Here is a 24,970-nt window from a genome sequence, read left to right as displayed (position 1 = left end):
ATGAGCGCGGAAGAAAACAGCGGACTGCCGGGCATAGCGGACGCGGCGCGGCTTATAAAATCCGGCGAAACCTCACCGGTTGAGCTCATGCGGACGGCAATCGACAGAATTTCGCGTCTTGACGGCGACATAAATTCATTCATCAAATTTGATGCGGACTCCGCTCTCGCCCGCGCGGAAAAAGCGGAAAAAGAGATAAACTCCGGCGGCGCAACAAATCCGCTCCACGGAGTTCCCATCGCGCTGAAAGACCTTTTTACGGTCGCGGGAATGAGGGCTACCTGCGGCTCAAAAATCCTTGAAAACTTCGTTCCCTCCTACGATTCCGGCGTGGCGCGCAAACTGATTGAAGCGGGCGCGGTGATCATCGGTAAAAACAACATGGACGAGTTCGCGATGGGGTCGTCAAATGAAACTTCACATTTCGGAAGTGTGAAAAATCCGTGGGACACGGACAGGGTCCCGGGCGGCTCAAGCGGGGGATGCGCGGCGGCGGTCGCGGCGGGGCTGTGCAGCGGAGCGGTGGGAACCGATACGGGCGGCTCAATCCGGCAGCCGGCGGCGTTTTGCGGAGTGGTCGGAATGAAACCGACCTACGGCAGGGTTAGCAGGTTTGGAATGGTTGCGTTCGCGTCTTCGCTTGATCAGGCGGGACCTTTGGCGCGCTCAGTTGAAGACGCCGCGATTTTGCTGGGCGCGATAGCGGGCTTTGATGAAAAAGACTCCACTTCAATTGATGCCCCGGCGGCGGACTGCCACACAGACATTGAAGGCGGCGTAAAGGGAATGAAAATAGGCGTTCCCGCCGAGTATTTCAGCATCGGCGGAATGGACGGCGAGGTGGAGCAAAGCGTCCGCGCAACGATAAAAGAGATGGAGTCTCTCGGAGCGGAAACAGTGGAAATCTCCATGCCTAACACGGAATACGCCGTTTCGGTTTACTACATAATCGCCCCGTGTGAAGCCAGTTCAAACCTCGCGCGATATGACGGCGTGCGTTACGGGCGGCGCGCTGAAAACTCTGAAACGCTCGGAGAAATGATAGTGAAAAGCCGCAACGAGGGGTTTGGAGAAGAAGTAAAACGGCGCATAATGCTCGGCGCGCACGCGCTTTCATCCGGCTATTACGATGCTTACTATCTGAAAGCGCAGAAAGTTCGCACTCTCATAACCGCAGAGTTTAACTCCGCATTTGAAAAAGCCGATGTAATCATAACGCCCACCGCGCCCGAAGCGGCTTTCAAAATTGGCGAAAAAACAGACGACCCGATAAGAATGTATCTGTCGGACGCGCTGACCATACCGGCAAACATAGCGGGCGTTCCGGCAATTTCCGTTCCGTGCGGACTCACAAAATCAGGACTGCCCATCGGAGCGCAGATTATCGGCAAACATTTTGAAGAAGCAAAAGTTTTGAGAGCGGCGCGCGCGCTTGAATCGCTCGGATTATTTCAAGCGCGGTATCCTTTTAGTTAATCACCCCAAACTTTGAGCCCGAAATCGTAAAGCGCGTTTTTTCCGACTCCTAACTCTGACGACACAGTTTTAAGCGCGTCTTTGAAACTCAAACCCTGTTTTTTCAGTTCAAGCATGCGTTTTTTTAACTCCTTTTCATCGGTCTCGCCCCCGCTCTCATCGGCTCCGGCGACAACTATGACAACTTCGCCTTTCACATTTTCCCGTGCGCCGAAATCCTCTGCGAGAGACGAAAGCGAAGCGCGCGCAATTTCTTCGTACATTTTTGTCATCTCACGGCAAACCGCGGCGGCGCGGTCTCCAAGCGTCTCACGCAGTAAAGCGAGGGTTTTCGCCGTCCTTTTCGGCGATTCGTAAATCACGACCGGACGCGGAGACGAAGCAAACTCTGACAACACTTTCGCCGCCCGCCCCCTCTGCCGGGGAAGAAAGCCCAGAAACACGAAATCTGAAAACTCAATCGCGGACACGCAAAGAGCGCAAAGCAAAGCGGACGCGCCCGGTATAGGTGAGATTTCAAAGCCCTCTTCAGCCACCCGTACCGCAACCCTGTGACCGGGATCTGAAAGCAGAGGCGTTCCCGCGTCCGTAACAAGGGCAACATCACCGCCGTTTTTCAATATGCCGATTATGGTTTCCGAAGTCCGCGCCTCGTTATGCTCACGGCACGATATGAGGCGGTTTTTGATTTCGTGTCGGGCGAACAGTTTGCGGGTTACTCTTGTGTCCTCGCACGCAACCGCATCCGCCTCTTTCAGAATACGCAGAGCCCTGAGGGTAATGTCTTCAAGATTTCCAACCGGAGTGGCGACTATGTAAAGACGGGAAGACATTGAAACACCGATATAGTTCCCGTTATCGCGCGTGCTTGCAAACCCGTGCGAGCGTTGACAAAATATGCGCTCCGTGAGATATTGAAGGGTTCAAAAGAGGTTGAAAATGGGTCTTACAAAGGAACAGGCAAGCCGTTACAGCAGGCATCTTATACTTCCCGAAGTGGGCGTTGAGGGTCAGCAAAAACTGCTTGATGCGAAAGTTTTGTGCATCGGCGCAGGCGGTCTCGGCTCGCCGCTCGCTCTGTATCTCGCGGCCGCCGGAGTCGGCAACATAGGCATTGTTGACTTTGATGTGGTTGATTTCAGCAACCTGCAAAGGCAGATAATTCACGGCGAAAGTACGCTCGGAGAACTCAAAGCCGAGAGCGCAAAAAAGCGAATCGCCGATTTGAATTCAGATGTGAAAGTTACAATCCATAATGAGCGTCTTTCATCCGAAAACGCGATGGAAATTATCAAAAACTACGACATCGTGGTGGACGGAACGGACAATTTCCCGACCCGCTACCTTGTGAATGACGCTTGTGTTCTGCTCGGCAAACCCAATGTTTACGGGAGTATTTTCCGTTTTGAGGGTCAAGTGAGCGTTTTTGATTCCAAGCACGGACCTTGCTACAGGTGTTTGTATCCCGAACCGCCGCCGCCGGGGCTTGTTCCCAGTTGCGCGGAGGGGGGAGTTCTTGGAATTCTGCCCGGAATTATCGGCACAATACAGGCCGCCGAAACCGTCAAACTCATTCTCGGCGCGGGAGACGCGCTTGTGGGGCGGTTGCTTTTTATTGATGTTCTTGAAATGCGGCCCAAAGAGTTGAAACTGCGTAAAGACAAATCATGCCCCATTTGCGGCGACTCGCCGACCATCACGGAGTTGATTGATTACGAACAGTTTTGCGGAATTCCTGTCGGCAACGAATCGCCCGGGCAAAACGCCGTGGGCGAAAACGAAATCAGCGCCGAAGATTTTAGAAAGGTATGGAACAGCAAAAACAGTCCGACCCTTGTGGATGTGAGAGAGCCCCACGAGTATGAAATTTGCCGGATAGAAGGGTCGTCCCTCATTCCGCTGTCCGAGATAGGGAATAGAACAAGCGAGTTGGACACGGAAAGCGAGATAGTGATTCACTGCCATCACGGCGGAAGAAGCCTCAAAGCCACCGATATTCTGCTTCAAAACGGGTTTTCAAAGGTAAAAAGCCTCAAAGGCGGAATAGATGAATGGGCGGAAAAATTTGACCCTTCAATTCCCAGATATTGAGAATGGGCGGGGAGGGACTCGAACCCTCACGGGTGTTAGCCCAACGGCTTTTGAGGCCGCCGCGTCTGCCATTTCGCCACCCGCCCCGTTGGAAACTGCAACCGCGTTAATTATCCTGTTATAAGAAATTTTATCAATGAAACAGTGGAAAACCCCTATTTTGCTTGCCATAACCGTTTTTGCCGTTCTGGGCGCGGCGGGGTCTGCGGACAACGCCCATGCTCAAAAAGGCGACAGCACAGTGGGCGGAGAATCTTTTGAGACAATCTGCGCCTCATGCCACGGTCCTGCGGGCAAGGGAGACGGAGTTGCCGCGGCGGCGTTAGAGCCCAAGCCGAGGGATTTGAGCGATGCGGAATATCTCTCAACGCTGACCGATGAATACCTGTTCAAAGTGATTACCGAAGGCGGCACTGCGGTCGGTAAAGCGCCGACAATGCCCGCCTGGGGTGGAGTGCTCGGAGAAGACGGCGCGTGGAACGTTATCGCCTACATAAGAAAAGAAATATGCAAATGTGAACACACCGAATAAAATTGACGCAAAAAATGGAGAGGTGACCGAGCGGCTGAAGGTGCACGCCTGGAAAGCGTGTAAGGGGTTAACGCTCCTTCAAGGGTTCGAATCCCTTCCTCTCCGCCAAAAAAAAATTAAATAAAATCAAAACATGTTGCTCTTTTCTTTACGGCATTGTTATTTGTCACGCCCGGGCGTAAGCGCGCCGCCCTTGCCCACTTTTCCCCTAACCGATACAATCACTTTCGGAGAATATAAAACCCCGGCGAGCCGGTCCGCGCGGTGCGGAACCCGTGAACTCCGCCAGGTCCGGAAGGAAGCAACGGTAACGGGAATCCTCAGGCGTTGCGGATATCCGGTGAGCCGGGTTTACAAATTCAGAAAATGTCGTCATACGTAGTTCTTGCGAGAAAACTGAGACCCCAAAACTTCGATGAAATTGTAGGACAGAACTACATAGTCAAAGCGCTTGGCAACGCCGCCAGATCCGGCAAACTCGCTCACGCCCTGCTGTTCACGGGACCCCGGGGGGTGGGGAAAACCTCCACAGCCAGGATTGTGGCGAAAGCGGTCAATTGCGACAAACCCTCGCCTGAAGAACGCCCCTGCTCCAAAGACCCCTGCGAATCCTGCTCGCTTATCTCCGGGGGGCGCGCGGTGGAAGTTCAGGAAATGGATGCCGCATCTCATACAAGCGTGAACGATGTGCGGGAAATCATTGAACAGTCACGCTATGTTCCCGCTTCGGGCAAAACACGCATATATATAATTGACGAAACACACATGCTCTCGCAAGCCGCATTCAATGCGCTACTCAAAACGCTTGAAGAGCCGCCCGCGCATGTGCTTTTTATTCTTGCCACGACCGAGCCGCACAAAATACCGGCGACAATCCTTTCACGCTGCCAACGCTACGATTTCAGAAAAGTGGCGGTTTCAGAAATAGCGTCCACACTCAAATCCGCGGCACGGGGCGAAAACATAAACATCACGTCCGAAACGGTGTCGGCAATCGCCCTTGAAGCGGACGGAAGCCTGCGAGACGGTTTGAGCCTTCTTGACCGTATAATAGCGACTTTCGGAACAGACATAGACCACACCGAAGCGCTCGCCCTGCTGGGTTTTGTGGACACGAGCCTGATGAATGAAATGTTTGACGCCACAATGAAGCGCGACCCCGCCAGGGGGCTTCAAACGCTCGGGAACGCTCTTGACAAAGGCATCGGACCCGCAAAATTTGCGCAGGAACTCGCCTCGCTACTCAGAGCCGCCGTTGTGCTTAAAGTGAGCGGAGCCAAATCGGTTCCGGAAATGGAGGAGGAAAGAGCGCAACTGCTTATCTCCTCGGCGCAAGACCGTTCCATGCAAGACCTTGAAACACTTTTTGACATCGCACTTGACGAGTGCGACCGGGTAAGCCGGTCTTTCTATCCCGAACTCGCAGTTGAGGCGATGGCGGTAAAACTGTGCTCGGTGGAAAAAGCCGTTCCGCTTGATGACATTATGCGGCGGCTTGAAAAACTCACGGGCGGTGAAACCCCGCGCGGGCAAACCGGCGAAGCAAAACCCCGCGCCGCTTACAGCCGCAAACCGGAATCGAAAAAGATTGAAGCAAGGGAAAAACCGGAACCGCAGTCCCGGACAAACGGGTACGCGGCCGTGGACGCATTTGACGAAAAGGAGAAAAGCACCGGGGCATTCGCGAATTTTCTGAAAACCGGCGAGGACACCGGTTTTATGGCAAATCTGGTTTCCGGCTGTGAAATCAAGGTTGAGAACTCCCTCGCGGTAATCAACGTTCCAAAGCGGAGCATTCTGGAGCAAAAACTCACGGGTAAAAACGGCGAGCACGAAAACCTTTTGCGAGCTGTGCGCGATTTTTTCAAATGTGAAGCCAAAATCGTATTTGTTGAGCCCGCTCCGGCGCAAAAAACAAACGGTATTGAGGAAATCCGGGAACAACCGCTTGTAAAACAGACGCTTGATATGTTTGAGGGGAAAATAAAAAATCTTGTCGAAAGGAGAACAAAATGAAACTGGACGGTGGATTGAAAGACCTGATGAAACAGGCGGAGAAACTGAAAGAGGACATGGAAAAGGTTCAAAAAGAAGCCGGTGAAAAGATTGTGGAAGCGTCTTCGGGCGGCGGAATGGTAACTGTAACGGCGAAAGCAAAAGGGGAAATAGTGTCAATACGGATAGACCCGGAAATCGCGGGGGAAAAAGACACGGAAATGCTTGAGGATTTGCTTGGCGCGGCGGTGAATGAAGTTCTCTCGCGGGGGAAAAAAATGATGAAGGAAGAAATTTCCAAACTTACCGGCGGACTGGGACTGCCGCCCGGACTTTTGTAAAAAATGGACGGCTCCGGACTGCCCGCCGCGATGAGGCGGCTTGTGAGCGAACTCGCCTCCCTGCCGGGAATAGGCGAAAAAAACGCCATCCGACTCGCTTTTCATATCATTTTCAAAATACCGAAAGACAAAGCGTTGCGGCTTTCGCAAGCCGTCCAACTCGCACGCGATGAAATATCCGCTTGCGAAACCTGTTTTCATTTTTCATCGGGCGGAAAATGCTCAATCTGCGACTCCGCAGGAAGGGATTTTTCAACCGTGTGCGTGGTTGAGCAACCGCTTGACCTGATAGCCATAGAAAAAAGCGGCGGCTACAAGGGCGTTTACCATGTTCTGCACGGGTTCATATCGCCGATTGACGGCATAGGTCCCGAAGATCTGAAACTGCGTGAATTCATAAAACGGTTGCAGAGCGACCGCAGAATAAAAGAGGTAATTCTGGCAACAAGTTCGCGCGTTGAAAGCGTGGCGACGAGCAATTTTATAGCGGAAATCCTGAAAAAACGTGCGGAAAAACTGGGAATAAGAATCTACCGCCTCTCCCAGGGCATTCCGGCCGGAAGCGACATTGAGCATCTTGACCAGACCACCCTGCGCAACGCGCTCGCGGACAGAAAAGAGATTTGAACACGGTCTCAAGTTTTTCGCATTATCCTCAAATACGCCACCGCTTCAAAAATCAGCCACACGGCCAGAACCAGTATGCAAACCGACAAAAACTGAAGCAGGAGATTACCGCTCAAATTGAAGATGTTGAGAATGACAGACGCGATTGAGATGATGATTACAAGCACCATCGGAACAAGCGTGTAAATGAACGGCTTGCCCGTTTTCCAGAGATAGATTGTCGCCACAAGAAGCGTGAATCCTGCGATTAACTGATTTGTCGCTCCGAAAAGAGGCCACAGAACAAAGCCGCCCGAACCCAGCCCTTTGCCCGGCGCCTGCACGAGCAAAGCCAGCATAAGCGCGGGAACAACGGCGAAAACGGTGGCGACATACCGGTTTTTGAGAAAACCGACTTTGTATTCCGCGGCGAGTTCGCTGATTACGAGGCGCTGAATTCGCGTGCTTGTGTCAAGAGAGGTGGACGCGAAACTGATGACCATAACGCTTACGATGGTTGCCGCGAGGTCATACGGCAGGCGTATTCCGTTGAGCAAAGCGGACGCGCCGAGAACGAAGTTTGAAATCCCCCCGCTCTTCGCGCTGTCCCAGGTCGCGTATTTTTCAAACCATTCGGTTTGCCCTATTCCGGCGGTTACGGCGAGAATCGCGATGATGGCGAGCATTCCCTCACCGAGCATACAGCCGTAACCAATCGGGTGGCAATGGGTCATTTTGTCAACCTGTTTTGAGGTTGTTCCGCTTGAGACGAGCCCGTGAAAACCGCTTATCGCGCCGCAGGCGATTGTTACAAACAGAAACGGAATCAGCGGCACACTGTCCGCGGCGGATTTCAAATTAAAAGCCGGCGCTGAAATTTCGGGATTGGAAATAAAAAGCCCGGCAATCATAAGCCCGAGCCCGAAAATCAGCATATAGCTGTTGATGTAGTCTCTGGGCTGAAGCAAAGTCCAGACGGGCAGAACCGAAGCAACAAACGAATAGACAAGAAGAATCACAACCCATGTCGCGACCTCCGAACCCAGAAGCGGCGGCACTGTGATGTTGTATTTCATTCCCATCCATATCGCGCCCGCGAGAAGTAGCAGAGCAACAATTGTGGGAGGCGTGATGTTCGCTTTTCTGCGGTAAAAAAGAAAACCGAGCGCGAGCGCAACCAGAATTTGGAAATTCACGGGCAGAACACTTGACGGAAACCGCACAAACAAAACCGCTATGGCATATGCGAAAACCGCCATAACGAAGAAAATCAGGAAATAGGAGATGATAAGAAAAAGTGTCCGCACACGCGGCGTGATCAAATCTCCGGCGATGTCGCCCACGGTTTTGCCCCTGTTTCTCGCCGAAACCACAAGGGCGCTGAAATCGTGAACGGCTCCCATAAAAACCGTGCCGAGAACAACCCACAGAACTGCCGGAACCCAGCCCCAGAACACCGCGATTGCCGGACCGATAATCGGCGCCGCGCCTGCGATTGAGGCGAAATGATGCCCGAAAAGCACCGCTTTCGGCGCCGGCACGTAGTCAACGCCATCACCGAGTTCATGCGCGGGCGTGAGTTCGGAGTCCGAAAGGGCAAAGACCTTCCGCGCGAGAAACCGCGAGTAAAAACGGTATCCGAGAAAAAAAAGTGATATGGCTAAAACGGCAACAAAAGCGGCGCTCATTAAATTCCTCCTCCGAGGGGATGCAAAACCACCCCCGCCAAAGTCCGCCCGAAGGCGGGCTTAAAATCACTCCCCCTCTGCGGGGGCGCGGAAGCGGAAGTTATGATACATTGAAAACAAAAACAAAAGAAAAGCCATGCCCTCCATAAAAGACACCCTGAACACCGTAATACACTATGTTTCGCAGGAGCACGCGAACTCACAGAAAACCCTTCACGGAGGGCGGCTGATGGACTGGATTATGTCCGTTGCCAACATAACTTCCGTGCGCTTCGCCAAAGGGCTGACGGTTCTCGGCGCGGCGGACAACATAGATTTTATGAATCCCGTCAAGGTCGGGCACATCGTTGTTTTGGACAGCTGGATTGAGTTTGCGGGCAAGTCATCGCTTGAGGTGGCGGTGCGGGTTTATTCGGAAGACCCCGAAGTGGGCGAGAAAAAATTCATAACTCTGTCGCGGCTTGCTTTCGTGGCGATTGACAAAGAAGGAAATCCCAGAACGGTCGGCAATGAGATTGTTCCGGCGAATTCGAGCGAAAAAACGGTTTTTGAAAAATCCGCCGCGCGCAGAGAGGCTCGGCTCGGCGAACTGAAAATAAGAAAACAGCAAATTTCCAACATTGCCGATGAAACCGAAGTTACGCGGATTACGCTTGAAACCTCTCGCGCCGTGATGCCCGAAGACATATTTTTCGGCAATTTGATGTCAGCCGGAAAACTACTGAAATACACCGATGAAACCTCGGCGCTCATAGGAATGCGCCACGCGAAGGGAACGCTCGTAACCGGCTCGCTGGACAGCCTGTTCTTTTTCTCACCGATACGGCAGGGCGAATACATAACGCTCAAAGCGGGAATCACGCACACGGGCAAAACCTCGCTTGAAACGGCGGTGAAAATCAGTTCCGAAAACCCGCGAACGGGCGAGAGAAACCACACCTGCACGGCGTTTCTGTCTTTTGTGCATGTGGACGAGAAAGGAAAACCGTGCGCGGTTCCGCAAATCACAGCGGAAACGCCATACGAAAAACGGCTTTGGACCGAAGCCGAAAAAAGACGCGAATTGCGCTCCGAAAGAGTCAGGGAAATCCGCAAAAAAGCGGAGATATATTTAGAAAATTACAAAGGAGCGGTTGGTTAACCAATCTCCGCAACCCCGCCTTTTATGACCTTTATTCCGCCTGCGGACGCTTCAAACTTTATCGCGCCCTCTCCGGCGTCAAAACATTCAAGGGTGAGCGTGTCGCCGGGGTAAACGGGGGCGGAAAAACGCACGGCTAAACTTTTCAAGTTTTCGGGCGCGCCGCCGAGATGTCCGTCTATGATTTTCTGCATCGCCATTGACATCGTGCAGAGCCCGTGAACAACAACGCCTTTCAGCCCCGCCTCTTTTGAGACTTTTTCGTCAAGGTGAATCGGGTTGTGGTCGTTTGAAGCGTCCGCGTAGCGCGGGGTTATGTCCGCCGGAACCTTAATCGTGCTTGTAAAAACAGTTGTTGGCGCGGAAGTTTCCCCGGGTTTTGGCGCGGACGGTTTTTTGGCGCTTCGTTCAGGTTTTTTACCGCTTCCAATTCCGCGCACAAAAAGCCCCCAGTTTGATTCGCAAACAAGTTCGCCGTCCACCCTGCTCTCGGTGCGAAGCGCAAGAACCTCGCCCGACCCCTTGTCCTGAATGTCCGTCACTCCGGCGGAAAAAGTAACTTCCATTCCCGCGCGAAGCGGTTTGTGAAACACCATTTTCTGGTCACCGTGAACAAGCATCAGCACATTCTTTTTCGCCTGCTCCACGCCACCGTTCAGTTCGGGGTCGCTCCAAATGCTTTCAAGAAAAGGCAGTTCATAAATCACCGGAAAAGACGGCGGAGCAACGCCGCTCGCGTAGGCGGTGTTTTCCGCGCCGCCGATGACAGCCGCATATTCCGCTATCTCGTCCTGCATTACAAGATGGGAACGGCGCTCAAACTTTTTACCAATAAAATCTCTGTTCAGTTCCATGATTTTGCTAAGAATATTCGCCAAAACCCAAAAGGGCAAAAAAAGAGGGAATCAAAAGATTCCCTCTTTTCAAGTCTTGTGACCAAACGCGCGGAATCTCTAAAAACTCCACCCGTTTTTCAGTCTCAATCCGTTACCAGGGCTGAGACATGTCCTGGTCGTCGGTCTGGTTTTTCAGCCACTTCTCAGGTGAATACTGAGCAGCGCCGAAAATCAGAGCGAGATTAGCAATAATCACACCCTGCGGACCGTTCGGATTGTTTGTGTCCTTCGCCCTCTTCTCAATAGTTTTGTAGATGGGGTCGGGAATGTTAAGTGTTATTTCAGCCATTGTTTATTCCTCCATAAAATTTGTTGTCAAAGACAAAATCAGTCGGCGTCGCCGATGCCTTTGTCTTTGCGGTATTGGTCAAGAACTTCTCTCTTCACCGTCGGTTTCAATTCAAAGTCAACGTTGATATCACCCGGCGAGGAAGCTTTCACCTCTTCGGCACTGAGCGGCGCCAAACGTTTGTCAACCGCTGTTTTGGGGTCGTCCATCGTGGATTCCTCAAACTTCCAGTCCGTAAGAGATTCATCTCCAAGCCCGAAACGTTTGGTAAGGCGGTTGATTTCCTCAAGACGTCCCGGAAGCGGGCCCGGCGCCTGAAGGAGTTTTAATTCCTCAAGAAGTTTCACGGTTTTGGGGTCTCTTTTGAAACCCTGTCCGACTTTTTTCTCAAAGAACATGTTCTCAAACGGAGGACGCGAACGCGTTCCGCCGCCGTCCATGCTTTCAGCGGGAACGCCAACCGTCATCAGCCAACTGAACACGTAGGTGTCAGGAAGTCCGAATTTGGCTTTCGTGTTCCTTCTCGCTCCGCCGCTCGCTCCGTTAAGGCAAGTGCCGAGACCAAGAGAGGTCGCCGTAATCATCGAGTTCTGTATGGCGTTTCCAAGGTCAATTGCCGCAAGACGGTGCAGAACAGCGTCAGGAAGCAGACCCGGAAGCGGGAAAAGACCGGAAACCCTGTCATATTCCCATCCATGCGCCTTGTCGAGCGCGCCGGTTCTCATCAAGTCGTGGATTGCCTGACCCTGCACATCGTAGTTGGCGAGGTCATAGCACCAGAAAATAAGCACGGGAGCCATCTGTGTCGTTATCTGACTCCAGTCTGAAATGAACTCCCAAATCTCAGGATCTTCATCTCTGTAAACAACAATCGCCCGCTGTCCGTTGAAGTTACCCGCCGAAGGGGCAACCCTCGCGGCTTCAAGCATCGCCTGTATCTTCCATCTTTCAACAGGCTCATCGGGTTCATACCATCTTATGGAACGTCTTGAGCCAATGGCATCAAGAGCGCCCAAAGATTTCACCGAACTTTTTTCGGGAACATCGTCCAGTATTAGTTTGCTGGCCATATTTATTTTCCCCCTTTGGAAATTTCTCACCCGGCGGTCAAAAAAGACAACCGATTTTTAGAAATGTTATTGGCAAGCAGGTGTGTTGTCAAGAATTGACAGCCCCCATTGTGTTCCATATAGTAAAAATGCTGTTAAAGCCGACAAATCCAGTAGCAAAAAGGAGTTCGTTATGTCTTTAAGAAACGTCTATGTCATCGGAGTTGGCAACACCCCCTGCGGAAGATTTCCGGACAAAGCCGCGCACATTCTGGGGCGGGAAGCCGCATGGGCGGCGATTCAGGACGCCGAAATACATCCGCGTTTAATTGAAATAGTTTTCTGCGGACATGTCTATCAGGGCATGGGAGTCGGGCAGAGAACGATGAAAGAAATCGGACTTGTCGGACAGCCGACCATAAACGTTGAAGGCGCATGCGGAAGCGGAACGCTTGCATTTTGGGAATCGTGGAGAACAATCGCCTACGGACAGGCGGAAATCTCTCTGGCGCTCGGCGTTGAAAACTTGAGCAAGGTTCTTTCGGGCGGCCCTCTGCCGCTTGAGGACGACGACATTGAAGTCGCTATGGGAATGGGAATGCCCGCGCTTTACGCCATGCGCGCGAGCAGATACATGCACGAATATGGCGTTACAAAAGAGCAACTCGCCGAAGTGGTTGTAAAAAGCAGGCATCACGCGGCGATGAATCCGGACGCTCAGTTCAACAAACCCGAAACCGTTGAAAGCGTTCTGAACGCCCCGATGATTGCCGACCCTCTCACGCGCAACCAGTGTTGCCCCGTTGGAGACGCGGCGGCGGCGGCGGTGCTTGTGAGCGAGGATCAGGTGAAAAAGCTCGCGAAGAAAACACCGATTAAGGTTCTCGGCTGCATTTCACAGTCGGGCAAATACTCAAGCCCCACAGGGCTGACCTGCGCTCCTTCGGAAAATGTTTCAAGAAGCGCTAAGATGGCTTATGAACAGGCGGGGATTGGTCCCGAAGATATTGACGTGTGTGAAATTCACGACGCATTTTCAATCGCTGAAATGATGGTTACCGAAGCGCTCGGCTTCTGCAAAGAAGGCGAAGGCGCACGGCTGATTGACGAAAAAAGCACATGGGTCGGAGGCGACAAGGTTTCCATCAACCCCGGCGGCGGGCTTCTTCAAGGGGTCACCCCGTTGGAGCGACCGGACTGCTTCAAACTGCGGAAATCGTCCGCCAGCTCAGAGGCGAAACGGGTAAACGGCAAGTGAAAGATGCCAAAGTCGGCCTCATTGAGACAATGGGCGGCGCCCAACCTGCGATGGACGGAATTACCTGCGTTGTGAGTATTCTTGGAAAGTAAATCAGTTCTCTCTCACGCGCAGAAATGACGGGAATTTCGGTATTCTGTTCTTTGTAAATCCTGTGTATTTGTAAGTGATTGTGTTGCCGATTGGCGGCGGATTTCTGCGTTCCTCATTGGAAAATCCCGTGCCGATTTTGAAAGTAACGCCTTCGGGCGTTTTCACCGTTACGCTTCCGAGCATTCCCTCAAACCTGCCGCGTCCCGGATTGTGCGCGATAACAACCGCTTCGGCGTCGTAAAACAGTTTGAATTTCAGAAAATCATCGCTTCTGCCGCCATTGTGCAGGGAATCCTTTCTGCGCAGTATCAGCCCTTCCCCGCCGCCTTTCGTTATACTGCGGAGTTTTCTGTTCAATCCATCTTTGCTCAGGATTCTGAACTGACGCACTTTTTCCAGATACGGAGCATCCGCCTTGATAACAAGTTTTTTCAAGGCTCTGTTGCGTTTTTTGAACTCGCCCTTATGCGCCGGAAGGTCAAAAACCACATACTTGATTTTTTTCCAGCCCGCATGGGGCTTGTCACGCAAAACGATTGAAGAGATTTTCTCAAAACTGTTCCTGCCGCCCCACAATTCCCCGTCCATCGGCTCGTCGGGAAACTCGTGTGTGAACCAGAACGGAGCCGCGAACACATTGCCGTTACGGGAAATCAGTTTTTTTCCGTCCCAATAGGCGCGAATCCCGTCAAGTTTTTCGCTCACAAAATATTTGCTGACATCAATGTCTTCTCCGTATGAATTCGCGAGCGCGAACTCATGCGGAGCCGCAACCGCCGGAGAAGCGGCAACAAGCGCCGCGAGAATGAAAATCGCCGCAAAAAATGTTCTTTTTGAACAACACACAGCAAGAAATTATTAACTGGAATTACAAACTATATAAAAGCCCGAATGAATACACATTCACCGAAGCGTCCGCTTGCGCGGGGATTTGGTCCTGCTCAATTGAAATGGAGGAACCCGGTGGTAGCACAGAAATGTTTTCAGCAAGGTTTCGACCGGAAAGACCGGCGGCGCTGTAAGAAAAGCTTTCCTTTCCCTGTTCAATTCTCGTGTAGGCAAGACGGGCGCGAATTCCTTCCACTCCTATCACTTTGCCGAGCGCATATTCAAAACCCCCGCCGAATAAAACTCCGTCAAAAGTTACATCAGTATCAATGGGTTGATTGAGAGGCAAAGGAACGGATACTGGGTCTGGGTTCCTAGGGTCAAAACTGGGAAGGGGCAATGTAACGGTTCCCACCGTGCCCTCCGCTTCAACCCAACTTCTTCCCCAACCGATATTTGAATAGACCATAAGGTTTTCTTTCAGTAAAAATCCCAGACGGGTCGTTATTGCAAAAAATCCCTCGGTAATGTCTATGTCGGAAGTGAAATTCGGGCTGTTGAACGCTTTGGTGTTGTCATAACTTCCGTAACTCCCGCCCAATTCAAGCGCGGCGAAAAACCTGCTCAAAGTTATTCCGTAGCCCGCGAAAAGAGAGCCTCCTGCGAGGTTGTCAGTGCCGCCAAAGGGAAAAGGACCCCGATTCAAAGAATCTGATACTGGTACCGCAGGGGGGGGCAGAGGAACGGAGAATTCAACCGCAATTGGACCCACAAGTCCCTCCGCTTTTGTAGAAACAAAAGCCGCGTCAATTCCGCCGTAGAAACCGTTGAACTTGCCGCCGTCAAAAGACGACGCCCCTTGCGCGCTCGCCGAAGCGGCTGAAAACGCGAAAACAAAAAACAGGAACAGAGAAGAGAAATATTTAAGGTGAAACATAGGTGCTAATTTAACCGTTAGCGCGTTGTTAAATCAATACGGCGGCTAAAAAAGGGAGCGGTGGACTTAAAATCGGGCGGTATATCCGGCAAGCAGTGAAAAAGACGGCTCACGGGTTTTATCATGTTCCGGATGGCGTGTAGCCACCGCGCCCACGCTCATATTTCCCACCGGAACGGGAATAACAACCTGCGCGGAAAAATCCATCTGTCTGCCGGACGGGGAAAGATTCGCAACCAACAAATCCCGCGTAATTCCGCCCCGCAGTGTGCGACCGCCGGGAACACTCAAACTCATGGAGCCGCTCTCAACTCTGAGCGGGGAAAGCATCGACAGGCGGAACCGCAAGCCGCCCGGAAAATCTTTCACCACACTCGCGGAGAACGCACTTGTAAAAATTGCGGACGTATCGCCTATTACTCCGCCGTTTCCACCGGCTGAAGCCGTTCCCGCTTCGGCGTCCACAGATAACCGCCAGCCGCCAAAACCGTAATCAAACCCAACCCCCGCGAAACCCGTAACGGCGGACAATTCGCCGAACGCTCCCGTGGAATAACTGCCAAAAAAAGATTCACTCTCCATAACCCACCCCGAACGCAAACTAAACGGCAGACCCGGCGGAGCGTATGATAAAACCGCTCCCGAAGAGGGTCTTTCAGTCTGCGGCGGTGAAGCGAAAGTGGAAACCGCAAAACCGCCCGCAGTGTCAAAACCGAGAGATAAATGATTTTCCAAAAAGCCCAAATGCCCCTTTTCGCGCAAAAAATTGTGCGATGAAAACACTACGGGCTCGCCCGCTCTCGCGAAAATTGCCGCCGGTGCGCCGGCATGCGCTCCAAAAGCGCCCGCACGGACTCGCGGTTTCACAAACGAGGTTCGCCCATCCGGCTCCGCCGGGCCGGGCGCGTAACCGGAACCACCGGAAGAAAAATCCATAAACGAAAACAACTGCGATTCCAAAATACCCGTCTGTTCAGAACTGATAAGAGAATCCATAGAATGCCAGAATGGCGCGCCAAGGGAATCAAAAGCGGCGATTTCCCCTCCTTGAAAAGCGGTTTTGAGAGAATCTCCAAGCGCACCGCCCGTGCGCAACTTCATGTCGGCAAGCGCGGAGAACAAACCGGGGTCAGTGCTGACAAAATCAGCCCCTCTGCCGGCGACCATAAGCGTTCCGACCGGCTCTGTGGCGGCTTTGAGGTCCAAAAGCCCCTGTCCGTAAACCGCTGTGTCAGCGTAAGAACCGCTTTTGTCTGCGGTCTCAAAAAGGCGCAACAACATCTGCGGGCCGGTCATCTGCCCTCTGAAAATCTGCTTCAAAAGAGCGAGCCCGCCTGACACAATCGGCGCGGCGAATGAGGTGCCTGACCTGCTTCCTATTCGATGATCAACGCCGTCACTCCGAACTCTGGAAACCGGAATGGGAATATTCTCACCCGGAGCGGCAATACACCACTGCGCCGCAATTCCGCATCTCTGGGAAAAATCTGAAATCAATCCGGTAACCGGATTGACAGACACAACGGCAACCGTATGCCCCCGCAATTCCAGTATCTTCGCCATAAGCCCCGAATATATGCTCGGCGAAGAACCGTCAAAAAGGGTGCGTATCACGGTCGGATCAAGAAAGTCCGGCTCCTCTATTGTGCAACTTAGCGAACCGGCAACGCAACGCTTTCTGTTAGAGTTTCCCGCCGCCATTACGACAACAACCTTGTCCTGCCTGTATTGCTGGGCAAGAGCCGTAAGGGTTTCAGGAAACGCCATTCGAAGTGTCTCCTCGGAATAATCTTCGACATTACTGATTAAACCGAAACTTAAATTAAGCGCATCCAAATGCTGCCGGGCGGGGTCAAGCATGAATCTGATTGCCCGGCTATAACGGTCAAAGCCACGGGTGAGAAGTTGAGATTCGCTTGCGGCGCTAATCTCCTGATTCGGAGGCGAACCGGAACCAAGTGGGACGACAATAACTGTCAGGCTCGCGGCGGGAGCAACTCCCTGAATTGACAGTGAAGGATCTGAGGACCGAGTGGGACGCGCCGTTGCGGTTCCCGAAACCGCCGTGCCGTGAAAAGCAATCAATCTCTCGCTGTTTCCCGTTTCCACCCTGACAACCCGGTCGCTTAACGCTTCGAAAATAGTCACATCCTTGCCAACAAATGACGGATGGGAAACGTCAAAGCCTGAGTCAATAACGCCGACTCTGCTCCCCAAACCCGGATGTCCCGCGTATTCCGCGCCCAATTCTGAATATATGTTTGCGTAGGCGCCCGGAATCTTCACCAAGGTGAACGCCGAGTGATTTACGGTCTGCACCGCCGCATATTCACTCTCAAGCCCCGAAGAGGTCTCAACCAGAGACAGGCCCGAAGGCAGGATTGGAAGTGGAAGTGGATTCGGGGGCGGCAACGGAACCTCAGTAACCTCAGCAACCGGAGCAGCAGGAGTTCCCGCCGAGCCGGAACCTCCCGGACATCCCGTAACCGCCAACAACAGACACAATGAGGCAATAAGTTTTTTATACATCTACATCACCTACATCTATATATTATACTTTCAATCCGTTGCTTTAAGAATCTGCGGAACGGCACGGGATTTACGAAAATGCTAAACAATACGGAAAAAAAGGTCAAAATTGGACTCATCGGCGCGGGCACGGTCGGGTGCGGGGTTTATGAAGTTGTTCGGAGCAGTCGTAAAATCATCAAGCGAAAAACCGGCGTTGACCTTGTAATTAAACGCATTGCGGACACCGAACCGAACAGAAAAAGACCGATCAAAATACCTAAAACCCTTTTCACGGAAGACGCTTACGAACTGATTAACGACCCGGAAATTGACACTATCATTGAGCTCATCGGAGGCACAACCGCCGCGCGCAAATTTGCGCTTGCGGCGATTAAAAACGGCAAGCATCTTGTTACCGCGAACAAGGCATTGCTCGCGCTCAAAGGAAAAGAGATTTTTTCCGCCGCCGCGAAAAAAGGGGTGGAAGTCGGGTTTGAGGCCAGCGTCGGGGGAGGGATTCCGCTTATTCAGGGGCTTCGCGAAGGATTTTGCGCGAACAAAATAGTTTCCATTCACGGCATAATGAACGGAACTTCAAACTACATACTGCACAAAATGTCCGCCGGGGGGCAGACCTTCAAACAGGCGCTCGCGGACGCGCAACGCGAGGGATACGCCGAAGCCGACCCGTCTTTTGACGTCAACGGCACGGACTCGGCTCACAAACTGCTGATACTGATTGCGCTCGCATGGGGAAACCTCTTCAGCCTGAAAGACATCACAGTTGAGGGAATAGCGGGCATAGACTCGGCGGACATCTCTTACGCGCGGGAGTTCGGATACAAAATCAAGCCGCTCGCGACCGCAAAAATATCAGGCGGCGCGATAGAAGCGGGAGTGTATCCCGCACTTGTGGGCAATGACACGCAACTCGCCTCGGTGAACGGAGCTTTCAACGCCGTGCGCGTGGAGGGGGACCGTGTCGGTCCGGCGATGTTTTACGGAATGGGCGCGGGAATGATGCCGACGGCGAGTGCGGTTGTGAGCGATGTTGTCAGAATAGCGCGCGGCGGAAGCGCTTATCCGTCGGAAAGTTTTTCACAAAACAGAAAAACACCCCGCCTTAAGCCCGCGCAAAGTGTAAAAAGCAGGTTCTATGCAAAATTTCAAGCCAAAGACGCGCCGGGAGTGCTCGGAAAAATCTCCGCCGCGCTCGGAAAATCGGGCATCAGCATACAGTCGGTAATTCAAAAACCGGGCGGCTCGGCAAAGAAAGTGCCCGTTGTAATAATGACGCGGCGGACAACCGGGGAAAACATGCGCGCCGCGGTCGCGGGGATTGAAAAACGCATAACAAAAACACCCGCCGTGGTTTTGAGAGTAAGCGATATCTGATTTAGAGCGACCCAAGCGCCTCTTTCGCCGCGCGCTGTTCCGCCTCTTTTTTGCTTCTGCCCTGCCCTCTGCCGGAAATCTTTGAACCGTCTCCCACGGCGCTGAAAAAATACCTTTCATACACAGGTCCCGTTTCCGCGGTTTCATAGACGGGAAGAGCGCCCGTGAGTTTGTGAAACGCCTTTTGCAGTTCGGATTTGTAATCAGTGGTAACGCTCCATTTTTCCCTGTTGCTCAAAATCAAACCGGATACAAACTCGCGCGCCGCGCCGTAACCGCCGTCAAGAAAAACGGCGCCTACAACCGCTTCAAACACATCGGCGAGGTTTGACTCCCTTTCCCTTCCGCTCTTTTCCTCGCCTTTACCAAGCAACATGCATTTGCCCAAACCCAGACCCCTCGCGTAGCCCGCAAGGTTTTCGCCGCTCACAATGCTGCTTCTCTTGACCGAAAGTTCACCCTCGTCCGCTTCGGGAAAAATCTTCCATAAATCTTCGGCGGCAACACACCCGACAACGGAATCGCCGAGAAATTCAAGCCGTTGATTATCCACATCGCCGCCTTTTTCGTTTCTGTATGAGCGGTGCGTGAAAGCGGCTTTGAGAAGTCGTGAATCGTGGAAATCGTAGCCAAGTTTTATGTTCTTCATAAGGCACATTATACACCCGCGAAAAGGGCGGCGGACTGTTTGACGCACAAGACGGCGTTATGTAAAATCCGCCATACCAAGGGGTTGGTTAAACAAAAGCGGTTCCCGCATCCGACCCCGCCGGAAGGAGAAAAAAGTGGCTAAAAAAACACCAAAAAAGGCGGCTCCGAGCCGTGTTAGAACCAACAAGACGGAGGTCGCAAAAGCGGTCAAGTTTATAAAAGACAGCAAGGCGGAATACATAGACCTGCGATTTCTTGACTTTGTCGGAATGTGGCAGCATTTCACCGTTCCGGCGTCTGAGTTTGACGCCTCGTCTTTTGAAGATGGAATGGGATTTGACGGCTCAAGCATAAGGGGCTGGAAAACAATCAACGCGAGCGACATGCTCACCGTGCCCGACCCCGTAACCGTCCGGCTTGACCCGTTTATGGAAAAACCCACGGTTGCCGTTCTGTGCAACATCGTTGACCCGATTACAAAAGAGCCCTATTCGCGCGACCCCAGAAACATCGCGGGCAAAGCCGAAGCGTATATGAAAAGTACGGGTGTGGCAGATGTGGCTCACTTTGGTCCGGAACTTGAGTTTTTCATTCTTGACGACATCCGTTACGACCAGACGGCTAATTCCGGATACTACTTTGTGGATTCCGATGAGGGAATCTGGAACTCCGGAAGTGATGACTTCCCCAACCTCGGATACAAACTGAGGCACAAAGAAGGATACTTCCCCACTCCTCCGGCGGACAGCCACCACGACCTTCGGTCTGAAATGGTTTCCGTTATGCAGGAAATGGGAATTGTTGTTGAGGCGCACCACCACGAGGTCGCAACCGGCGGACAGGCGGAGATTGACATGAAGTTCGCACCCCTGATGACAATGGGCGACCAGATGATGTGGTATAAATACATCTGTCGCAATGTCGCGCGCAGACACGGCAAAGTGGTAACCTTTATGCCCAAACCGCTGTTTGATGACAACGGCTCCGGAATGCATGTTCACCAGTCGCTGTGGAAGAAAGGCAAACCGCTGTTTGCGGGCAACGGATATGCCGGAATGAGTGAAACCGCGATGCATTACATAGGCGGCATACTCAAGCATGCGCGCGCGATTTGTGCTTTCAGCAACTCAACCACGAATTCATACAGACGGCTTGTGCCGGGCTTTGAAGCGCCGGTCAACCTCGCCTACTCGGCAAGAAACAGAAGCGCGGCGGTGAGAATACCGATGTATTCTCCGAGCCCCAAGGCAAAGCGGCTTGAGTGCAGATTCCCCGACCCTTCATGCAACGGCTACCTGACTTTTTCAGCGATGCTGATGGCCGGTCTTGACGGGATTGAGAACAAAATCAAACCCGGCGACCCGATGGACAGAGACATCTACGCGCTCGGTCCCGAAGAGTTGGAAAACATTCCTTCGGTTCCCGCGTCTCTTGAAGAGGCGTTGCAGTCCCTTGAGAAAGACCACGACTTCCTTCTCAAAGGCGGGGTGTTTGATGAAGACCTGATCAAAACGTGGATAGACTACAAAATGGAAAATGAGGTCAACCCCATTCGGCTGAGACCCGTTCCGCAGGAGTTTGTTCTCTACTTTGATGTTTGATTGAAAAATAAAACGGCAATAAAAAAGCGCCGTGTAAAAGCGGCGCTTTTTTATTGCGCGCGGACATAATTGCGCGCGGACATAGGGGACTTTCCGTTTAATCTACGGACGTTTCTTCCTTAAACTCTTTCACAACCTTCAAAAACTCCTCTCCGTATTTATCCAGTTTCACGCTCCCGACGCCGGAAATAAAAGACATCTGCAACAAGTCCGCCGGTTTCTCCTTCGCCATCTCAGCGAGGGCCGCATCGTGAAAAATCACATATGGCGGAACACTCTGCTCACGCGCGAATTTTGAGCGCAGTTCGCGTAGTTTTTCAAAAAGCGGTATGTCCGTTTCGCCAAGCTCTTTTGAAACACGGGAAGCTCTCGCCTTTATCTCTTTCTTGGGTTTTTCTTCCCTTTTCGGAAGTTTGCGGAAAAGCATCTCCCCCTTTCCGCGCATCAAAGCATCTCCCTTTTCCGTCAAACAAAGTCCTCCGTAACCATCGGATTTGGGAGCAAGCGCGCCGGCTGCGACAAGCTGCCTTATCACCGAGCGCCACTGAGAGACGTCATATTCGGCTCCCGCTCCGTAAACTTTCAACCTGTCATGCTGGAAATTCCGTATCCTTTCACTGCCCTTGCCGAGCAAAACATCTACCAGATAATTCACACCAAACCGTTCACCCGTGCGGTAAACACAGGAAAGCGCCTTTTGCGCGGCAACCGTTCCGTCCCATGTTTCGGGCGGAGAAATGCAGTTGTCGCAATTGCCGCACAGGCCCCCGTGCCGCTCGCCAAAATATCCGAGAAGCGACTGCCTTCTACACCCGGCGGTTTCGCAAAACCCCAGCAGAGAGTTGATTTTTGAGCGTTCAACTCTTTTGAATTCTTCATCGGCTTCGGAGTTTTCAACCATTTGAATCAGGATCACCAAATCCTGCAGCCCGTAACTCATCCACGCGCTTGCGGGCAAACCGTCCCGACCGGCGCGACCGGTTTCCTGATAGTAGGACTCTACTGTTTTCGGCAGATTCAAGTGCGCGACAAAACGCACATCGGGCTTGTCAATTCCCATTCCGAAAGCAACGGTCGCCACAACAACAATCCCGTCCTCGCGCAAAAAACGGTTGTGATTTTTCTCCCTTTCCGCCTTTGTCATTCCCGCGTGATAGGGAATCGCTTCAAGCCCCTTTGAAGAAAGCCATTCGGCGGCTTTTTCCACCCCTTTGCGCGACAGACAGTAAACAATCCCGCTGTCGCCCTTGTGTTTGGAATTGATAAATTCAAGCAGAGCCGCCCTCGCTCCGGGCTCCTCGCTTATCATGTAACAAATGTTAGGACGGTCATAACCGGCGATATATTTTTCCGCCGACTGCAGATTCAACTGCTCGGCAATTCCCCGCTGTGTCATTCCGTCCGCCGTGGCGGTAAGGGCGATGCGCGGCGTGCCCGGAAAACGGTCGGCAAGAACGGACAACTCCAAATATTCGGGACGAAAATCGTGCCCCCAGCGCGATACACAGTGCGCCTCGTCAATCGCGAAAAGCGCAATCTTCACCTTTTCAAACATCTCAATCAGCCCGCCGGAAAGCAACCCCTCGGGCGCGACATAAATCAGGTCAAGACACCCGCCGAGCAAAGCGTCTTTCGTGTCGCGACGCTCGGAAGCAGACATGCTTGAATTCAAAAATGCCGCGCGGACCCCGTATTGGCGCAAGCCATCAACCTGATCTTTCATAAGTGCGATAAGAGGGGAAATCACAACACCCGTTCCCTCGCGCGCAATGGACGGAATTTGATAACAAAGCGATTTCCCGCCGCCTGTCGGCATAACGACAATCGCGTCGGTTCCGCGTAGAAGCGTCCGTATAATCTCTTCCTGACCGGAAAGAAAATCGGAAAAACCGAAGGTCTCGCGCAGGATTTTAAGAGCCCTTTCCCATCCGTCGGGCATTTGATTTTGTGGCTGGTTTGACAATACGGAGTGATTTTACTCACTTTTTGCCATTTGGAGTAAATCCTTCGCCGACTTTGCTGTAAAATAGAACAAATGCCGCCGCTTGACCGCTTTGAGCTGGATATTTTCAACAACGTACTCTCCGGAATAGCCGAGGAGATGGGCACGCGCCTGATGCGTTCGTCTTTCTCGCCGAACATCAAAGAGCGGCGCGACCACTCATGTGCCATATTTAACGCAAAAGGGGAAATGATAGCGCAGGCGGCGCACATTCCGGTTCATCTCGGCTCAATGTCTTTCTCGGTCGCCGCGGTTCTTGAAGATCACGAAATATCGGACGGAGACATTTTCATACTGAACGACCCGTTCAAAGGCGGCACACACCTGCCGGACATCACTTGCGTTATTCCGGTTTTTATCGGCGGCAAGCCGTATTTTTATATAGCGGCGCGCGCCCACCATACCGATGTCGGTGGCAAAACACCCGGCTCAATGCCGCTTTCCACCTCAATAGATGAGGAGGGAATAGTAATCGCGCCGACCCGTATAGCGAAAAATGGGAAGCCGGACAAACGGCTGTTGAAAAAACTCGTCGCCGGAATGAGAAATCCCGAAGAGCGGTTCGGCGACCTGAACGCTCAAATAGCGGCTCTTGAAGAGGGCGCAAAACGGTTGCGTGAAACAGCGCGAAAATACTCGGTCAAAACCATTTGCAATTCGGCGGAGCGGCTTGTTGATTATGCCGAAAAAATGATGCGTGAGGCCATAATGAAGATTCCGGACGGCGAATACAAATTCACGGATTTTCTGGATGATGACGGCGCGGGAACGAATAACATACCCGTGAAGGCTGCGGTGAAAATCAGCGGAAGTGAAGCGGTTGTTGATTTGTCGCAAAGTTCACCGCCGGTCAAAGGGTGCGTGAATGCGCCTTTCAGCGTTACCACTTCGGCGGCTCTATACGCCTTTCAGTGCCTCGCGCCGGGCGATATTCCGCTTAATTCGGGCCCTTTGAGAGCAATCAAAATTGTTACAGGCGAAAACTCTCTGCTCAAAGCGCGGTATCCGAGCGCCATAGCGGCGGGCAATGTGGAGACTTCACAAAGGGTTGCGGACACGGTTTTCGGCGCGCTCGCAAAAGCGGTTCCTGAGAAAATACAGGCGGCGGGCGCCGGAACGATGAACAACATAACCTTCGGCTCCTGCGGGCGCGGCGGACGGGAATTCGTTTATTACGAAACAATCGGGGGCGGAATGGGCGGAAGACGCGGAGCGGACGGCGTGTCCGCCGTGCAGACTCATATGACAAACACGCTCAACACACCGATAGAAGCGATTGAGAGAGAATTGCCCGTTCGTATTGAGTCTTATTCCATACGGAAAAACTCAGGCGGAAAAGGAAAGTTTTGCGGCGGGGACGGCATTGTGAGGGAATACAGATTTCTTGAGCCGGCGACAGTATCAATCATTACCGAAAGGAGAAAACACCGCCCGTGGGCAATAGAGGGCGGTGAAAAAGGCAAAAGCGGAAAGAACTTTCTGATTCGCAATGGAAAGAAAACCGAACTCAAACCCAAACAGAGTTTTAAGGCGCGTAAGGGAGATATTCTCAGAGTGGAAACCCCGGGCGGCGGGGCATGGGGAAAATAA

General features: G+C 52.4%; 20 protein-coding genes, 2 tRNA genes, 1 other RNA gene and 1 pseudogene. 13 read left to right on the top strand and 11 right to left on the bottom strand.

Going from position 1 to position 24,970, the window contains the following annotated elements:
- Positions 1–1,476, top strand: a complete 1,476-nt coding sequence (gatA, locus tag ACY430_RS04565) for an Asp-tRNA(Asn)/Glu-tRNA(Gln) amidotransferase subunit GatA (RefSeq protein WP_462137706.1) — start codon at positions 1–3, stop codon at positions 1,474–1,476.
- Here gatA and rsmI read toward each other — a convergent pair.
- The gene (rsmI, locus tag ACY430_RS04560; RefSeq protein WP_462137705.1) at positions 1,473–2,309 is read right to left on the bottom strand and encodes a 16S rRNA (cytidine(1402)-2'-O)-methyltransferase; all 837 of its coding nucleotides are present in this window, start codon (positions 2,307–2,309) and stop codon (positions 1,473–1,475) included. The two genes, gatA and rsmI, sit on opposite strands and share 4 nt — an antisense overlap.
- Positions 2,310–2,415: 106 nt before the next feature.
- Between rsmI and moeB the strand changes: the two genes are divergently transcribed.
- Positions 2,416–3,567 carry a molybdopterin-synthase adenylyltransferase MoeB gene (gene moeB, locus ACY430_RS04555; protein WP_462137704.1) on the top strand — a complete coding sequence of 384 codons (1,152 nt, stop codon included), beginning with the start codon at positions 2,416–2,418 and terminating at the stop codon, positions 3,565–3,567.
- A 3-nt stretch (positions 3,568–3,570) separates the two neighbouring features.
- Here the strand turns inward: moeB and ACY430_RS04550 are convergent.
- Positions 3,571–3,653: transfer RNA gene (locus ACY430_RS04550), tRNA-Leu, on the bottom strand.
- A 50-nt stretch (positions 3,654–3,703) separates the two neighbouring features.
- Between ACY430_RS04550 and ACY430_RS04545 the strand changes: the two genes are divergently transcribed.
- The 6 genes from ACY430_RS04545 (at position 3,704) to recR (ending at position 7,062) form a co-directional block, all read left to right on the top strand.
- On the top strand, positions 3,704–4,099 hold the full coding sequence (locus ACY430_RS04545) for a c-type cytochrome (RefSeq protein ID WP_462137703.1): 396 nt from the start codon (positions 3,704–3,706) through the stop codon (positions 4,097–4,099).
- A 16-nt stretch (positions 4,100–4,115) separates the two neighbouring features.
- Positions 4,116–4,207, top strand: a tRNA-Ser gene (locus tag ACY430_RS04540).
- A gap of 141 nt (positions 4,208–4,348) precedes the next feature.
- Positions 4,349–4,446: signal recognition particle sRNA small type (gene ffs, locus ACY430_RS04535), an RNA gene on the top strand.
- 19 nt (positions 4,447–4,465) lie between these two features.
- Entirely contained in the window at positions 4,466–6,115 is a 1,650-nt protein-coding gene (gene dnaX, locus ACY430_RS04530) for a DNA polymerase III subunit gamma/tau (RefSeq protein ID WP_462137702.1), read from the top strand.
- Positions 6,112–6,435: a YbaB/EbfC family nucleoid-associated protein gene (locus ACY430_RS04525; protein ID WP_462137701.1), complete on the top strand. Its 324-nt coding sequence runs from the start codon at positions 6,112–6,114 to the stop codon at positions 6,433–6,435. The genes dnaX and ACY430_RS04525 overlap by 4 nt, the downstream gene beginning before the upstream one ends.
- Before the next feature lie 3 nt (positions 6,436–6,438).
- Positions 6,439–7,062: a recombination mediator RecR gene (recR, locus tag ACY430_RS04520; protein WP_462137700.1), complete on the top strand. Its 624-nt coding sequence runs from the start codon at positions 6,439–6,441 to the stop codon at positions 7,060–7,062.
- Positions 7,063–7,070: 8 nt separating this feature from the next.
- Here the strand turns inward: recR and ACY430_RS04515 are convergent, their stop codons facing one another.
- Positions 7,071–8,729 carry a carbon starvation CstA family protein gene (locus ACY430_RS04515; RefSeq protein WP_462137699.1) on the bottom strand — a complete coding sequence of 553 codons (1,659 nt, stop codon included), beginning with the start codon at positions 8,727–8,729 and terminating at the stop codon, positions 7,071–7,073.
- A gap of 136 nt (positions 8,730–8,865) precedes the next feature.
- Here ACY430_RS04515 and ACY430_RS04510 point away from each other — a divergent pair, with 136 nt between their 5' ends.
- Entirely contained in the window at positions 8,866–9,870 is a 1,005-nt protein-coding gene (locus ACY430_RS04510; protein ID WP_462137698.1) for an acyl-CoA thioesterase, read from the top strand.
- Here the strand turns inward: ACY430_RS04510 and ACY430_RS04505 are convergent.
- The 3 genes from ACY430_RS04505 to ACY430_RS04495 form a co-directional block, all read right to left on the bottom strand.
- The gene (locus ACY430_RS04505) at positions 9,867–10,748 is read right to left on the bottom strand and encodes a MaoC/PaaZ C-terminal domain-containing protein (protein WP_462137697.1); all 882 of its coding nucleotides are present in this window, start codon (positions 10,746–10,748) and stop codon (positions 9,867–9,869) included. The two genes, ACY430_RS04510 and ACY430_RS04505, sit on opposite strands and share 4 nt — an antisense overlap.
- 109 nt (positions 10,749–10,857) lie before the next feature.
- Positions 10,858–11,055: a hypothetical protein gene (locus tag ACY430_RS04500; protein WP_462137696.1), complete on the bottom strand. Its 198-nt coding sequence runs from the start codon at positions 11,053–11,055 to the stop codon at positions 10,858–10,860.
- 38 nt (positions 11,056–11,093) lie between these two features.
- Positions 11,094–12,125: a nitroreductase family protein gene (locus ACY430_RS04495; protein WP_462137695.1), complete on the bottom strand. Its 1,032-nt coding sequence runs from the start codon at positions 12,123–12,125 to the stop codon at positions 11,094–11,096.
- Positions 12,126–12,297: 172 nt separating this feature from the next.
- Between ACY430_RS04495 and ACY430_RS04490 the strand changes: the two are divergent.
- Positions 12,298–13,346: pseudogene (locus ACY430_RS04490) on the top strand (thiolase family protein); the annotation flags it as partial.
- Between the two features lie 109 nt (positions 13,347–13,455).
- On the opposite strand, the gene ACY430_RS04485 reads toward ACY430_RS04490, so the two are convergent.
- The 3 genes from ACY430_RS04485 to ACY430_RS04475 form a co-directional block, all read right to left on the bottom strand.
- Complete coding sequence (locus tag ACY430_RS04485) at positions 13,456–14,301, bottom strand: DNA ligase (protein WP_462137694.1); 846 nt, start codon at positions 14,299–14,301, stop codon at positions 13,456–13,458.
- Between the two features lie 22 nt (positions 14,302–14,323).
- Positions 14,324–15,220, bottom strand: a complete 897-nt coding sequence (locus ACY430_RS04480) for an outer membrane protein (RefSeq protein WP_462137693.1) — start codon at positions 15,218–15,220, stop codon at positions 14,324–14,326.
- A gap of 66 nt (positions 15,221–15,286) precedes the next feature.
- Positions 15,287–17,749 carry a S8 family peptidase gene (locus ACY430_RS04475; protein ID WP_462137692.1) on the bottom strand — a complete coding sequence of 821 codons (2,463 nt, stop codon included), beginning with the start codon at positions 17,747–17,749 and terminating at the stop codon, positions 15,287–15,289.
- A 78-nt stretch (positions 17,750–17,827) separates the two neighbouring features.
- On the opposite strand from ACY430_RS04475, the gene ACY430_RS04470 reads away from it, so the two are divergent.
- Entirely contained in the window at positions 17,828–19,126 is a 1,299-nt protein-coding gene (locus tag ACY430_RS04470; protein ID WP_462137691.1) for a homoserine dehydrogenase, read from the top strand.
- A 1-nt stretch (position 19,127) separates the two neighbouring features.
- On the opposite strand, the gene rnc is transcribed toward ACY430_RS04470, so the two are convergent.
- Entirely contained in the window at positions 19,128–19,775 is a 648-nt protein-coding gene (gene rnc, locus ACY430_RS04465; RefSeq protein WP_462137690.1) for a ribonuclease III, read from the bottom strand.
- A 217-nt stretch (positions 19,776–19,992) separates the two neighbouring features.
- On the opposite strand from rnc, the gene glnA reads away from it, so the two are divergent.
- A complete protein-coding gene (glnA, locus tag ACY430_RS04460; RefSeq protein ID WP_462137800.1) occupies positions 19,993–21,378 on the top strand; it encodes a type I glutamate--ammonia ligase in 1,386 nt (461 codons plus the stop codon).
- Between the two features lie 97 nt (positions 21,379–21,475).
- On the opposite strand, the gene recQ is transcribed toward glnA, so the two are convergent.
- A complete protein-coding gene (gene recQ, locus ACY430_RS04455) occupies positions 21,476–23,317 on the bottom strand; it encodes a DNA helicase RecQ (RefSeq protein ID WP_462137689.1) in 1,842 nt (613 codons plus the stop codon).
- Between the two features lie 96 nt (positions 23,318–23,413).
- Here recQ and ACY430_RS04450 point away from each other — a divergent pair, with 96 nt between their 5' ends.
- On the top strand, positions 23,414–24,970 hold the full coding sequence (locus ACY430_RS04450) for a hydantoinase B/oxoprolinase family protein (protein WP_462137688.1): 1,557 nt from the start codon (positions 23,414–23,416) through the stop codon (positions 24,968–24,970).

The sequence above is a fragment of the Candidatus Mycalebacterium sp. genome (genome assembly GCF_977828045.1).
This window is presented reverse-complemented; position numbering and strand designations above follow the sequence as displayed.

Excerpts from the sequence above, each read along its gene's own strand:
- gatA (WP_462137706.1), top strand. The coding sequence starts at position 1 with ATGAGCGCGGAAGAAAACAGCGGACTGCCGGGCATAGCGGACGCGGCG.
- rsmI (WP_462137705.1), bottom strand. The coding sequence starts at position 2,309 with ATGTCTTCCCGTCTTTACATAGTCGCCACTCCGGTTGGAAATCTTGAA.
- moeB (WP_462137704.1), top strand. The coding sequence starts at position 2,416 with ATGGGTCTTACAAAGGAACAGGCAAGCCGTTACAGCAGGCATCTTATA.
- ACY430_RS04545 (WP_462137703.1), top strand. The coding sequence starts at position 3,704 with ATGAAACAGTGGAAAACCCCTATTTTGCTTGCCATAACCGTTTTTGCC.
- dnaX (WP_462137702.1), top strand. The coding sequence starts at position 4,466 with ATGTCGTCATACGTAGTTCTTGCGAGAAAACTGAGACCCCAAAACTTC.
- ACY430_RS04525 (WP_462137701.1), top strand. The coding sequence starts at position 6,112 with ATGAAACTGGACGGTGGATTGAAAGACCTGATGAAACAGGCGGAGAAA.
- recR (WP_462137700.1), top strand. The coding sequence starts at position 6,439 with ATGGACGGCTCCGGACTGCCCGCCGCGATGAGGCGGCTTGTGAGCGAA.
- ACY430_RS04515 (WP_462137699.1), bottom strand. The coding sequence starts at position 8,729 with ATGAGCGCCGCTTTTGTTGCCGTTTTAGCCATATCACTTTTTTTTCTC.
- ACY430_RS04510 (WP_462137698.1), top strand. The coding sequence starts at position 8,866 with ATGCCCTCCATAAAAGACACCCTGAACACCGTAATACACTATGTTTCG.
- ACY430_RS04500 (WP_462137696.1), bottom strand. The coding sequence starts at position 11,055 with ATGGCTGAAATAACACTTAACATTCCCGACCCCATCTACAAAACTATT.
- ACY430_RS04495 (WP_462137695.1), bottom strand. The coding sequence starts at position 12,125 with ATGGCCAGCAAACTAATACTGGACGATGTTCCCGAAAAAAGTTCGGTG.
- ACY430_RS04480 (WP_462137693.1), bottom strand. The coding sequence starts at position 15,220 with ATGTTTCACCTTAAATATTTCTCTTCTCTGTTCCTGTTTTTTGTTTTC.
- ACY430_RS04475 (WP_462137692.1), bottom strand. The coding sequence starts at position 17,749 with ATGTATAAAAAACTTATTGCCTCATTGTGTCTGTTGTTGGCGGTTACG.
- ACY430_RS04470 (WP_462137691.1), top strand. The coding sequence starts at position 17,828 with ATGCTAAACAATACGGAAAAAAAGGTCAAAATTGGACTCATCGGCGCG.
- rnc (WP_462137690.1), bottom strand. The coding sequence starts at position 19,775 with ATGAAGAACATAAAACTTGGCTACGATTTCCACGATTCACGACTTCTC.
- recQ (WP_462137689.1), bottom strand. The coding sequence starts at position 23,317 with ATGCCCGACGGATGGGAAAGGGCTCTTAAAATCCTGCGCGAGACCTTC.
- ACY430_RS04450 (WP_462137688.1), top strand. The coding sequence starts at position 23,414 with ATGCCGCCGCTTGACCGCTTTGAGCTGGATATTTTCAACAACGTACTC.